At 65.6% G+C, this 13,104-nt stretch carries 11 protein-coding genes; all 11 read right to left on the bottom strand.

What is annotated here, in order from left to right; genetic code table 11:
- Nucleotides 1–35: 35 nt before the first annotated feature.
- A complete protein-coding gene (gene recN, locus ACFSX5_RS02620; protein ID WP_386831505.1) occupies nucleotides 36–1,703 on the bottom strand; it encodes a DNA repair protein RecN in 1,668 nt (555 codons plus the stop codon).
- 110 nt (nucleotides 1,704–1,813) lie between these two features.
- Nucleotides 1,814–2,653, bottom strand: a complete 840-nt coding sequence (locus ACFSX5_RS02625) for an outer membrane protein assembly factor BamD (RefSeq protein ID WP_386831507.1) — start codon at nucleotides 2,651–2,653, stop codon at nucleotides 1,814–1,816.
- Between the two features lie 85 nt (nucleotides 2,654–2,738).
- The gene (gene lpxC, locus ACFSX5_RS02630) at nucleotides 2,739–3,695 is read right to left on the bottom strand and encodes a UDP-3-O-acyl-N-acetylglucosamine deacetylase (RefSeq protein WP_386831508.1); all 957 of its coding nucleotides are present in this window, start codon (nucleotides 3,693–3,695) and stop codon (nucleotides 2,739–2,741) included.
- A 110-nt stretch (nucleotides 3,696–3,805) separates the two neighbouring features.
- A complete protein-coding gene (ftsZ, locus tag ACFSX5_RS02635; protein ID WP_386831510.1) occupies nucleotides 3,806–5,488 on the bottom strand; it encodes a cell division protein FtsZ in 1,683 nt (560 codons plus the stop codon).
- 139 nt (nucleotides 5,489–5,627) lie between these two features.
- Entirely contained in the window at nucleotides 5,628–6,107 is a 480-nt protein-coding gene (locus tag ACFSX5_RS02640) for a DUF4126 domain-containing protein (RefSeq protein WP_386831512.1), read from the bottom strand.
- Nucleotides 6,108–6,174: 67 nt separating this feature from the next.
- A complete protein-coding gene (gene ftsA, locus ACFSX5_RS02645) occupies nucleotides 6,175–7,473 on the bottom strand; it encodes a cell division protein FtsA (protein ID WP_386831514.1) in 1,299 nt (432 codons plus the stop codon).
- Nucleotides 7,474–7,496: 23 nt separating this feature from the next.
- Nucleotides 7,497–8,378, bottom strand: coding sequence for a cell division protein FtsQ/DivIB (locus ACFSX5_RS02650; RefSeq protein ID WP_386831516.1), 882 nt, complete (start codon nucleotides 8,376–8,378; stop codon nucleotides 7,497–7,499).
- A complete protein-coding gene (locus ACFSX5_RS02655; protein ID WP_386831518.1) occupies nucleotides 8,366–9,286 on the bottom strand; it encodes a D-alanine--D-alanine ligase in 921 nt (306 codons plus the stop codon). Before ACFSX5_RS02655 ends, ACFSX5_RS02650 begins: the two co-directional genes overlap by 13 nt.
- A 37-nt stretch (nucleotides 9,287–9,323) precedes the next feature.
- Nucleotides 9,324–10,742: a UDP-N-acetylmuramate--L-alanine ligase gene (gene murC, locus ACFSX5_RS02660; RefSeq protein WP_386831520.1), complete on the bottom strand. Its 1,419-nt coding sequence runs from the start codon at nucleotides 10,740–10,742 to the stop codon at nucleotides 9,324–9,326.
- A complete protein-coding gene (murG, locus tag ACFSX5_RS02665; RefSeq protein ID WP_386831521.1) occupies nucleotides 10,739–11,857 on the bottom strand; it encodes an undecaprenyldiphospho-muramoylpentapeptide beta-N-acetylglucosaminyltransferase in 1,119 nt (372 codons plus the stop codon). Before murG ends, murC begins: the two co-directional genes overlap by 4 nt.
- Nucleotides 11,854–13,017 carry an FtsW/RodA/SpoVE family cell cycle protein gene (locus ACFSX5_RS02670; protein WP_386835561.1) on the bottom strand — a complete coding sequence of 388 codons (1,164 nt, stop codon included), beginning with the start codon at nucleotides 13,015–13,017 and terminating at the stop codon, nucleotides 11,854–11,856. Before ACFSX5_RS02670 ends, murG begins: the two co-directional genes overlap by 4 nt.
- Nucleotides 13,018–13,104: the final 87 nt, after the last annotated feature.

A 13,104-nucleotide genomic window follows, 5' to 3' on the forward strand; every position in this document is an offset into this window, starting at 1 on the left:
TTTCGCAAGAGTGGATTCCCGCCTGCTGGGATGGGCTACCCCACTTCGCTCAGAAGCTTGCTGGCTGCCGCCCGGGCCTCGTCGGTGATGGTGGCCCCGGCGAGCATGCGGGCGACCTCCTCCTGGCGCGCGGAGGGATCGAGCGGCTTCACATGCGTGCGCATGAAGGCCCCGCCGGTCATCTGCTTTTCGATCAACAGGTGCCGCCGGGCCCGGGCCGCGACCTGCGGCGCATGAGTGACCGTCAGCACCTGCACCTTTTCCGCCAAGCGTGCCAAGCGTCGCCCGATCGCATCGGCGACGGCACCGCCAACACCCGTGTCGATTTCGTCGAAGATCAGCACCGGGGCAGAACCGCGATCGGCCAGCACCACCTTGAGGGCAAGAAGGAAGCGGCTGAGTTCGCCACCGGAAGCGACTTTCAGCAGCGGACCGGCGGCGGTGCCGGGATTGGTCTGCACATGGAAGGCGATCTGGTCGAAGCCGGTGGCGGCAACCCGCTCCTCGTCCACCTGGTGATCGACGATGAAGCGGGCCGCGCCGAGCTTGAGGTCCGGCAGTTCCTTGCCCACAGCCTTGCTGAGCGCGGCGGCCGCACGGGCCCGGCCGGCACTCAGTGCCTCCGCTGCCTTGCGGTAGGCAGCGCGGGCAGTCACTTCCGCCGCCTCAAGCGCCACCAGACGCGTCTCCCCGCCCTGCAGCGTATCGAGGTCGGCTTCGTACTTGGCGAGCACCTCCGGCAGGCCGTCGCAGGTTGTCTGGTGCTTGCGCGCCATGGCCCTGAGGGCGAACAGCCGCTCCTCGACGCCCTCGAGCTCGGCCGGGTCGTAGGCCATCTCCCGCTTGAGCTCATCCAACGCTTCGCCGGTGCCATCCAGCGCTTCGAGCGCCCTGTCGAGCGCATCCACCAGCGGCTGGAACAGCGTCTGGCCGCCGTCCACCTTGCGGGTGAGGCGCCGCAGCAGGCTGGCGAGTTCCGGCGCCGGCGCGGTGGGGCCATTGAGGATGCCGTCGATCTCGGTGACGTCGGCGGCAGAGCGTTCGAGCTGCTGCAGGTGCTGCCGGCGCTCGGCAAGCTCGTCTTCCTCGCCAACCAGAGCCTTGAGCTTGGTCAACTCCTCGACCGTGTGGCGGGCGTAGTCCTCGGCGGCGAGCGCTTCCTCGACCAGCGCCTTCTGCTCGGCCACGGCGGCCTGGGCGTCGACCAGCGCCTGCCAGGCGGCTCGGACTGCCGCGGCGCGATTCTCGAGTTCCCCGAAGGCATCGAGCGCTGAACGATGGGTCGAGACATCCACCAGCGCCCGATCGTCGTGCTGGCCGTGAATCTCGACGATTTGGCTGCCGATGCGTTGCAGCAGCGCCGCCGAAACCGGCTGATCGTTGATGAAGGCCCGGGTGCGCCCGTCGGCGAACTGCACGCGCCTCAGGATCACATCCTCATCGTCGGGAATGGCATTGTCGCGCAGATGCGCCCGGGCCGGATGATCCGGCGCCAAAGCCAGCACCGCCACCACCTGGCCGCTGTCCTGCCCCTGTCGCACCAGCGAGGCATCGCCGCGTCCGCCGAGAGCGAGCGCCAGCGCGTCGAGCAGGATGGACTTGCCGGCTCCGGTCTCGCCGGTAAGCACCGTCATGCCCTCGTCGAGAGCAAGATCCAGTTGATCGATGAGAACGATGTTGCGAACCGACAGCGCCAGCAGCATGCGGACCACCCTCTGGTCGGCGGGTACCGACCGACTCCCTGGTGCAGAAACAGGCCGGGGCGCATCATAGCGCCCCGGAACAAACTAGCAACAAAGATTTGCTGACCGCATCAGGTCCGAAGCGACGCCATCCAGCTGGCGCTGTTCACCGACGGGGTGATGTTCTGCTTGGCGAGCAGGTCATAGGCCTGTTTGTACCAGCTGCTGGACGGATAGTTGTGACCCAGCACCGCCGTGGCAGTAGCCGCTTCGTTGGTCAGGCCCAGCGAGAGATAGGCCTCGGTCAGGCGATACAAGGCTTCCTCGATATGGGTCGAGGTCTGCCACTGTTCCACCACCACGCGGAAGCGGTTGATGGCGGCCGTATACTGGCCGTTGCCGAGATAGTAGCGGCCCACCGACATTTCCTTGCCCGCCAAATTGTCATAGGCGACCAGGAGCTTCTCCTTGGCGTCCTTGGCGTGTTCGGAGTTCGGATAGTTGGCGATCAGCAGGTTGTAGGTCTCGATCGCGTCAGCGGACAGTTGCTGATCGCGGGTGATGTCCTTGATCTGCGCGAAGTACGAGGTGCCCTTCAGCCAGAGGACGTAGGGCACGTCCTTGCCGTTGGGATAAAGCGCCATGTAGCGGTCGGCGGCGAGGATCGCCTCGTCGAACTCGCCGATGCGGTAATGGGCATAGACCGTCATCAGCTTCGACTTCTCGGTCAGCGGATCGCGCGGATGCTGGCGCTCCAGCTTCTCGAGAGTCTTGATCGCGGTCTGGTAGTACTGCCGGTCCATGTCATCGAGTGCAGACTGGTACAGTGTGGCGGCCGGAATGATCGGCTCTTCCTTGACCTTCGGCGGCCCGAACAGATTGGAACAGCCCGCCAGCGCAAGCGCCACGGCAGCAATGGTGATGAAACGGACGGCCCGGCTTCCGAGGCCACCGAGATTAACAGTCGTCACGAATTGCCCGTCCTTGTTGCAATCACCGCTTTCGCAGCGGGTATTCAGCAAATGAAACAAAACTGTGGCAGGTGGTCCCGCCCGGTCAACGCACCGAACGCAGATAAGAGTTGACCGTCAACCCCTCAGGCTGGTCGTCGAGACTCTCGAAATCGAGCGGCAGATCCTGCGCTTCGACTATCTCATAATTGGCTTCGCTGGAAAAGAGACCGGCCAGAACATGGGCGTTGAGGGCATGGCCGCCTTTGTAGGAGCGGAAACGGCCCCAGATCGGCAGGCCGCCGAGCGCGAGGTCGCCGATCGCGTCCAGCAGCTTGTGACGGACGAATTCGTCCTCGAACCGCAGCCCCCCCGGGTTGAGAATCCGGTCCTCGTGCAGGGTGATGGAGTTGTCGAGGCTGGAGCCGAGTGCATAGCCGGCCTGCCGCAGGATCTTGGCATCGCGCACGAAGCCGAAGGTGCGCGCCTTCGACACGTCTTCGAAATAGCGGCGCGGCGACCAGTCGAAGATCATGCGCTGACGGCCGATGACCTTTGAATCGAAGTCGATCTCGAGGTCGAGCGCGCGCCCGTTATAGGGCTCGAGCGCTGCGAAGGCGTCGTTGTTGCGGACCGTCACCGCCCGCATGATCTTGAGGAACTTCTTCTGGGCCGGCTGGATCTCGAGCCCGGCTTCGAGGATCGCCTTGGCGAAGGGGAAGGCGCTGCCGTCCAGAATCGGGCACTCCGCCCCGTCGAGGGTGATCAGGGCATTGTCGACACCCAGGCCCGACAGGGCCGACGCCACGTGTTCGATGGTCGCGACGCTGATGCTGTCGCCAAGGTCGAGCGTGGTGCAGAGCGTGGTGCGCGTCACGCGCGAGAAGTGCACCGGCACGGCATCGGTCATGCCCGCAGCGCCTAGGTCGCGTCGGATCAGATAGCCGCTGTCAGCCGGAGCCGGGGCGATGCTGAGGGTGACCGGCTGGGCGCTGTGGACACCGTAACCGGCAAAGGACACGACGGCCGCTAGGGTACGCTGACGCGTGGATAGCTTATGCATACTTGAAACGAACTCCGACCCCGCGCCCTACGCAGAGCTGTGTGTTACTCAAAAAAAACCCGGCGCGAAAGCCGCACCGGGTCACCTGTTCAACGGAAAACTCGCTACCCTCAGCCGTGCTTGCGCAGGAAGGCAGGGATTTCGAGATGATCCTTCTGCAGCGGCTGAGCCTGCTGACGGCCCTGCGCATCGAGGCTGCCACGGGCGCCTTCGACCGGTGCCGATACACGCGAAGTCCTTGCAACACCGGCTTCGATCGCGCTGCGGGCGGCAGCATCGTCGGCCGCCGGATAAGCCGGCTCGTCGCGGGTCGCCTGCTGCGTCGTGCCGATATTCAGGCCGACATTGGAAGCCAGACGCTTGAACAGAGCCCGGGCATTGCGCGGTTCCTCGCCCTGACGTTCTTGCGCTTCCTGTGACCGGCGCGCCACAATCGGCAGTTCCTCGGTGCGCGGCATGCGGCGCTGACCTTCCGGACGCGCGGCGCTCGACGGCACGTAGACGCTCGGGATCGGCGAATCAGCGGGCGGAGCCTGGTCTTCGGGCTCATGCATGACTTCGGCTGCCGGCGTGTAGGGCTCGACATAGACGCCGTCGTCCTGGTGCGCCACCGGGGCAGCCGGCTGAGCGGGCATTTCGCGGCTGATGGCGTCGGCAACGGCGTGCTCGACCTGCATCTCGACAGCCTGGGCGGCATAGGCCGCAGCCGCACGATCGGCAGCTTCGCGCTCGAGCTGAACGCGGGTCGGCTCGACCGGCACATGACGGCGCACTTCCAGAGGCGTGCGCGACGCATGCGGCTTGGCCGGCTCGAGAGCCTGGACCATGGCTGCATCGGTGCCGGTGGCCACGACCGAGACGCGGATGGTGCCGGTCAGGTTCGGATCGTAGGTCGCGCCAAGGATGATGTTGGCATCGACGTCCACTTCCTCGCGGATGCGGCTGGCCGCCTCGTCGACCTCGTAGAGGGTCAGGTCCGGACCACCGGTGATGGAGATCAAGAGGCCCCGGGCGCCATGCATCGACACATCGTCGAGCAGCGGGTTGGCGATAGCAGCTTCGGCGGCGTGACGGGCACGATCTTCACCGGAAGCCTCGCCCGTACCCATCATCGCCTTGCCCATGCCGCGCATGACGGCGCGCACGTCGGCGAAGTCGAGGTTGATCAGGCCTTCCTTGACCATCAGGTCGGTGATGCAGGCGACGCCGGAGAACAGCACCTGGTCGGCCATCGCGAAGGCGTCGGCGAAGGTGGTCTTCTCGTTGGCGACGCGGAACAGGTTCTGGTTCGGAATGACGATCAGCGTGTCAACGTGGCGGTGCAGTTCGTCGATACCGTCTTCAGCCAGCCGTGCACGGCGGTTGCCTTCGAAGTTGAACGGCTTAGTCACGACGCCGACCGTGAGTATCCCCTGCTCGCGAGCAGCCCGAGCCACCACGGGTGCTGCGCCGGTGCCGGTGCCACCGCCCATACCGGCGGTAATGAACACCATGTGCGAGCCGCTGAGGTGATCGTTGATCTCGTCCCAGCTTTCCTCGGCAGCGGCCCGGCCGACTTCCGGGTGCGAGCCGGCACCAAGACCTTCGGTAACGCCGACGCCAAGCTGGATGATGCGCTGCGCCTTGCTGAGCGCCAGCGCTTGCGCGTCCGTGTTGGCGACGACGAAATCGACCCCGTCGAGACCGGACTCGATCATGTTGTTGACGGCGTTTCCGCCGGCGCCGCCGCACCCGAAGACGGTGATGCGCGGCTTGAGTTCCTTGATGTCCGGAATAGTCAGGTTGATGGTCATGAGCGAACCCGTGGTGGCGTGTTGGGTTAAGATTTACCCACCCAAACGTTAACCAGCCCCTAACAATTGCCGTTCTGGGGTTAACACTCGCGCAATATGCGACACCCGCCGGTTACGCCTTCACCTCTCGTAAACCAAACTAGCGCGCCGGCAGCAGCGCCTTGGTTCCGGTGAGCTCAGGGTTGGCGACGGCCAGCCCGGTGCCGAACACCACCGCATCCTCGACCAGGCCGGTTGCGGTCTGACCATAGCGCTCCATGGCAGCCACACGCAGGCGCCATCCGAAATAGGACGAGACCAGAGCCGCGCCGACCGCGATTGCGGCGCCGGCGACGCGCTGATCCCTCGGGGCCAACGCGGCCCCGGCATACGCCGAGGTGATGGCCCGAACGGCGAGACCGATGGGCACGATGCGATCGGGAGCAGACTTCATCTTGTCGCCGGCCATCTCGGCCGCGGCGAACGCGGTGGTCCCGGCGGTCACCACCGGGTTCAGCATCAATTTCTGCAACGGCAATTCAGCCGGGATTTCTCGACGATAGGTGGCGATCGCAATCGCGGCGAGCGGCGAGATGCCGCGCTGGCCGGCCACGAGGCCGATAAGCAAGGATCGAAGCATGAGCACCTCCTGCAATGCCGAAGGGCAACGGGCAGAGTGCCGAAACGATCCTAAACTGCGGCAGGTGCTAGAAACTGTGCCTCAGCCAGTTGCCGACGCGGGCCAGGTAACCATCGGTGCCGGTGAGCTTACGGCTGCCGCGCGGCTCCTGGTATTCCTGCGCGCACACCTGCGGGTAGACCAGCATGCCGGCGACGGTGGCGAAGGCCGCACCCTTGGCCATGTCCGGCAAGCCGGAGATGCCCATGGGCCGGCCATTGCGGACGTTGCGCGCCAGCGTGCGGCGGGCAACCTCCGGCAGACCGGTCAGTTCGCTCGCCCCGCCGGTCAGCACGAAGCGGCGGCCGCAGACATCCATCATGCCGGTTGCCTGCATACGGTCGCGGATGGCGGTGAGGATTTCCTCGATCCGAGGCCGCATGATGCGGGTAAGCACCGAGCGCGCGATCTGCCCCGGCGCTTCGTCCGGCTGCGCGCCGACCGGGTTGATGGGGATCATGTCGCGCTCGTCCGACTGGCCGGGCAGCACCGAACCGTAGAAGGTCTTGAGCCGCTCGGCGTCGGCCACGCTGACCGACAGTTGACGGGCGATATCAAGGGTCAGGTGGTGCCCGCCGATGGCGAGGGCATCGGCATAGACGAGGTGCCCGTCGTTGAACACGGAGACGGTCGTGGTGGCGCCGCCGAAGTCGATGCAGGCCACCCCGAGTTGAGCTTCGTCATCCACCAGCGTTGCGAGACCGGCGGCATAGGGCGTGGCAATCAGCGCCTCGATCTGCAGGTGGCACCGGTGCAGCACCAGTTCGAGATTGCGCATCGCCAGCGTCTCGGCGCTGACCACGGCAACATCGACGCCAAGCGTGTCGCCCACCATGCCCTTGGGTTCGCGGATACCCTTCTGCCCGTCGATGGCGTAACCGATCGGTAGCGCATGGATGATGGAGCGTTCCGGTCGCACCGAGCGCTCATTGACCGCGCGCAGCACCCGCACGATGTCGGTTTTTTCCACTTCCTGACCGCCCAGCGACACCGAGGCGGAGAAGGTTTCCGACCCGAGCCGGCCCGCAGTCACGTTGACGATCACCGATTCCAGCGTCAGCCCCGCGGCCCGTTCGGCCATGCCGACCACAGCCCGGATGGCGTGCTCGGCCGCCTCGATATCGGTAACGACGCCGCTCTTCACCCCTGCGGAGGGGCCGTAACCGAAGCCGATCACTTCCGCCTGGTGCGAGCGCCCCCGGAGTGCCCTCCCCTCCCCGCGCGGCACCAGCCGCGCGATGACGCAGCAGATCTTGGTCGAGCCGATGTCGAGCACGGCCACCAGGGTGGTCTTGCCGGGCTGCACCGGACGGAGCCGGGATGTCATGGCATCGGTCATCATGGGCGGTGTCAGTCTTTATCGTCTTCTTCGTCGCGAACGGTGGGACGCACCGCGACCAGATGCGGCACGCGCAGGTCGATCAGGGTCACGTCCCGGTCAAGCAGTTGGTAGTCGTTCTGGTACATCACGAGGTGCCGCAGCGCCTGGGCCACGCCCAGTTCCGGCAGTTGCACGCGCAAGCCGGTGTCATAGATCAGGTCCCAGCGGCGGTCGGCGATGCGGGAAAGCCCCCACAGCCCATCCTTGAGCGAGGGAAACTGATCGAGCGCCCGGATCATCACCATGGCGTCATCATTGGCACCGTCGCCCACGACGAGCGGCAGTTCGCCATAGGCGCCGCGGTCCTCCCCGATCTGCTCGCCCATGGAGTCGATCACGAACGTGATCCCGTCGACACGCCAGCGGGCGACCGGCAGCTTCTCGGTTACCATCACCGTGACGTCGCCGGGGTAAGACTTGCGCACGCTCACCGTTTCGACCGCCGGCAATTCGGCGATGCGCTGACGTGCCGCCTCGACGTCGAAAGCCACGGTGGACGTGTGCGGCTGGATGCCCAAGGCATCGAAGATCGCCTGCTCGCTGGTCAGCGTCTGACCACTGATCGAGATTTCTCCGATCGCAAGACCGGCGGCAGCGGCCTTGCCCTGCGCCAGGTCGCCGAGCGCGACGGCGACAGAACCGAGTGGCTCACGGACCTGATAGAGCACCGTTCCGGTGGCAAGCAGCGCCAGCGCCAGTCCGACGCGGCGCAGCGTTCGGCCATGTAGCAGCACCAGCCATCCGAGGCGGGTCCTGAGCTTGCGGCGTGCTGGAGGCAGGACAACAGGCAGCGCGCGCGGATCGATGGGCCGCGCGCCGGCGAGAAAGGCCTCGCTCTTTACCTGTTGCAACTCGCGTCCTCCACCATCCAGGAGACCAGGTCTTCGAAACTGTGACCCGCAAACGCCGCCTGCTCCGGTGCGAGGGACGTGGGCGTCATGCCCGGCTGGGTGTTGATCTCGAGAAAGACCAGTTCCCCATCCGGGCCTGCTGCCTCGTTGTAGCGGAAGTCGCTTCGCGTCACCCCGCGGCAGCCCAGAGCCGCGTGAGCGGCCAGGCTAAGCTTTTGCACTTCGTCGTAAATTTTCGGTTTCAACTCGGCGGGGATGATGTGCCGCGAGCCGCCCGAGGCGTACTTGGCTTCGTAGTTATAGAAATTGAGGTCGGTGACGATCTCCGTCACCCCCAGCGCGACATCGCCCATCACCGCGCAGGTCAGCTCCCGCCCGGGGATGTAGCGCTCCACCATCACCTCTTCGCCGCAGTTCCAGTCTTCGCGCAGGATCTCCTGCGGCGGATGGCTGGCGTCGACCTTGACGATGAAGACGCCGAAGCTCGACCCCTCGGCGATCGGCTTGATGACATAGGGCGGCGCCATCACGTGCGTCCGCGCCACCTCCGGTCGACTGGCGATCACGTGGTCGGTCACCGGAATTCCGGCCGCTTTGAGCATGATCTTGGCCTGGTGCTTGTCCATGGCCAGCGCCGAGGCGAGCACCCCGGAGTGGGTGTAGGGAATCTGCAGCAGTTCCAGCAGGCCCTGGATCATGCCGCTTTCGCCGAACGGCCCATGCAGGGCGTTGAAGGCGACGTCCGGCTTGAGCTCCAGCAACACATTGGCGATATCGCGCTCGACGTCGATCTCGGTCACGCGATAGCCGGCCCGTCGAAGCGCGGCAGCACATTCAGCGCCGCTGCTGAGCGATACCGGCCGTTCATTGGACCATCCGCCCATGAGGACGGCAACATGCTTGCTCATCGCACTGGCCTCGCGGATACGCAGATCTTGGGAAAGTTCACTTCGGCTCCTCCCCCAAGAGTTCGCCGAGTTCACCCGGGAGCGCCGCGGCCCACTGGGTGATGTTGCCGGCACCGAGGCAGACGACGTAGTCCCCATCGGCAGCGCGGCTGGCGAGCAGCGGCGCCAGCGCCTCAGGGCGATCGATCACCCGCGCGTCGCGGTGGCCCCGCGCCCGGATGCGGGCGACGAGTTCCTCATGGGTGACATGCGGCATGGGCGCCTCGCCGGCCGCATAGATGGGCGCGACGATCACCGTATCGGCGTCGTTGAAGCAGGCGGCGAAATCGTCGAACAGGTCATGGACGCGCGAATAGCGGTGCGGCTGCACCACGGCGATCACATCGCGCCGGGCCGACTGCCGCGCTGCGCGCAACACGGCCGCGATCTCCACGGGATGGTGCCCGTAGTCGTCGATCACGGTGATGCCGCCGACCACACCCGTGCGGGTGAAGCGGCGCTTGACGCCGGTGAAGCCTTTGAGGCCCTTGCGGATCGCCTCGGCCGGCACATGCAACTGGTCAGCCACGGCAATAGCCGCCGTGGCGTTGAGGGCGTTGTGCACGCCGGGCATCGGCAGTTCCAGCCCGTCGATCCGGAGCTGCGTCTGGCGAATGCGATCGCGGATTTCGACAGAGAAGTGCTGCACGCCGTCATGGTTTTCGAGATCGACCAGCCGCACATCGGCCTGCGGGTTGCGCCCATAGGTGATGACGCGCCGGTCGCGAATTTCGCCGACCAGAGACTGCACCACCGGATGGTCGAGGCACATGATGGCAAAGCCATAGAAGGGCACGTTCTCGACGAACTGGTGGAAGGCGCGCTTCACGCCCTCGAAGTCCCCATAGTGGTCGAGATGCTCGGGATCGATATTGGTCACCACGGCCACGTCGGCCGGCAGCTTGATGAAGGTGCCGTCGCTTTCGTCAGCCTCAACCACCATCCATTCGCCGCCGCCAAGCCGGGCATTGGTACCATAGGCATTGATGATGCCGCCATTGATCACGGTGGGGTCGAGATTGCCGGCATCGAGCAGCGTCGCCACCAGGGTGGTGGTGGTGGTCTTGCCATGCGTGCCGCCGATGGCGATGGCGGTCTTGAAGCGCATGATTTCGGCCAACATTTCGGCGCGGCGCACGATCGGCAGCGCCTTCGCACGGGCCGCGACGAGCTCGGGATTGTCCTTCTTGATCGCGGAGGAGACCACCACCACCTCGGCCTGGCCGAGATTGTCGCCGCTCTGGCCGATGGCGACCTTGATCCCCATGTCGCGCAGGCGCTGCACATTGGGGTTGAGCGAGGCATCAGAGCCCTGCACCACGTAGCCCTGGTTGTGCAGGATCTCGGCGATGCCGCTCATGCCGATGCCGCCGATGCCGATGAAATGCACCGGTCCGATATTGCGCGGCATCTTCATGAGCGCGTCTCCTGCTTGAGTTCTGTGTGTTTGCCGGCCAGCATCTCGGCCAGGTCCGCCAACTTTTCCGTGGCGCGGGGCTGACCAAGCGAACGCGCGGCAGCGGCGGCCCGCGTCAGGATGGCCGGGTCGGATAACAAGGTGGTGAGGCGAGTGCCAAGCGATTGCGGTGAAAGCGTGGCCTGCTCGGCGATCCAGCCGCCGCCCGCTTCCTCAACCACCAGGGCATTGTTCTTCTGATCCGCATCGATCGAACCCGGCAGAGGCACCAGGATCGCCGGCCGACCCAGCACGCACAGCTCGGCCACAGTCGAAGCACCCGAACGCCCGATCACCAGGTGGCTCGCCGCGATCCGCTCCGGCAGGTCGTTGAAGAAGGCGCCGAGTTCGACATTGACCTTGGCTTGCCGGTAGACCTCGGCCACCCGGTCCAGGTCCTCGGCGCGGCACTGCTGCACCAGACGCAGGCGCTGGCGAATGTCATCCGGTAGCGAGGCGATCGCCGCAGGCACGATGTCCGACAGCGCCTTGGCTCCCTGGCTACCGCCGAACACCACGAGGCGAAGCGTCCCGTCGGCGGTAAGTTCCGGATACGGCATTGCCGACGCCTCTCGCACCCGATCGCGCACCGGATTGCCGGTCAGCACCTTCTCGAGCGCCAGCCCTTCGGTGAACCTGGTCTTGGCAAAGCTCATCGCCAGGATATCGGCAAAGCGGGTCAGCGCCCGATTGGCCCGCCCCATGACCGCATTCTGTTCATGGAGAATTCCGGGCACGCCCATCAGGCTCGCCGCGACGAACGGCGGGAAGGTCGGATAACCGCCGAAGCCGATCACCGCATCCGGCCTGATCCGGCGCAGCTTGCCGAGCGCCACGGCGATCCCGCTGACGATCTTGATCCCGGCCGGCACCAGCTTCAGCGGGTTGGCGCCGGTCGGCGTGCCCGATGGAATGACGTGCACCTGCCGGGCGGGAAAGTCGCCGCCATAGCTTTCGACACGGTGGTCGGTCATCAATTCGACCGTGTGGCCGCGGCGGCCCAGTTCCTGCGCCAGCGCCATCGCCGGGAACAGATGCCCCCCGGTGCCACCGGCCATGAGTACGAAGGTTTTCATTCGGCGGGGGCTACCACGGCGCTGCTGTAGGTGGGAAGGCCGGTGGCCATCCGCTCTTCCGGCTTGATTCGGGTCAGCGCCAGCATCAGCCCCATGCCGAAGCCGACCGCGATCATCGAGGTGCCGCCATAGGACACGAACGGCAGCGTCATGCCCTTGGGCGGAATGAGGTTGAGGTTCACCGCCAGGTTAATGCCGGCCTGCATGGCAAACTGGATCGCCAGCGTCGACGCCGCGAGGCGCGCGAACAGGCTCTGCTGCCGCTGCGCCGCCAGCAGCGCCCGGATCACGATGAAGCCGATCAGCGTAACCAGTGCCATGCAGAAGACGATGCCGAACTCGCCGGCCGCCGCCGAGAACACATAGTCGGCATGAGCGTCGGGGATCAGCTTCTTGGCCATGGACTCGCCCGGGCCACGACCGAACCACCCACCCTCGAACAGGGACTCGAGCGCACGGTCGATCTGGTAGGTGTTGCCGCCGCCTTCCGGATTGAGGAAGGTGTCGATGCGCCGCGCGAAGTGCGGGAAGAACATATAGGCGCCGACCAGCAGCGCCGCCGCAGCACCACCAAGCGCGAAGATGATGAACCAGGAGATCCCCGACAGAAACAGCAGCACCGCCCAGGTGGCCAGCACCAGCGCCGTCTGCCCGATATCGGGCTGCAGCAACAGGCCGACAACGATCGCCAGCATGACGAGCGAGGCAATGGTCCGCCCCGGTACGTTGCGGTGGATCATCGATTCCGAGAACAGCCAGGCGCCGAGCACGGCGAAGGCCGGCTTCACGAACTCCGATGGCTGGACGGTGTTGCCGGCGATCGAAATCCAGCGCCGGGCACCCTTCACCTCCGCGCCGAAGCGCAGGGTCGCATAAAGCAGCACCACGCTGACCAGCAGCGTCCCGAGCGCCGCAAAGCGCGCCTGTCGCGGGCTGAGCAGCGATGCGACGAGCAAGGCGCCCAGCGCCGGAATACAAAACAGCGCATGACGAATGACGAAGTGCCACTGGCTCAGCCCGAGCCGTTCGGCCACCGGCGGACTGGCGGCAAAGCTCAGCACCATGCCGCAGGTCATCAGCAGCATCAGCGCCCCGAGCAATTCCTTGTCGATCGACCACCACCACTGCGCGAGCGGGGACTTGTCGGTGCGCGAGAACATCATGGGAGAACGCCGGCTACTCGATACAACTTGCATCGAATGTAGCCGGGCGATGGTTACCGAATGGCGAAGAGCCGTTGCGTTTTG

This window comes from Devosia albogilva (assembly GCF_042685625.1).
GTDB classification, from domain to species: domain Bacteria; phylum Pseudomonadota; class Alphaproteobacteria; order Rhizobiales; family Devosiaceae; genus Devosia; species Devosia albogilva.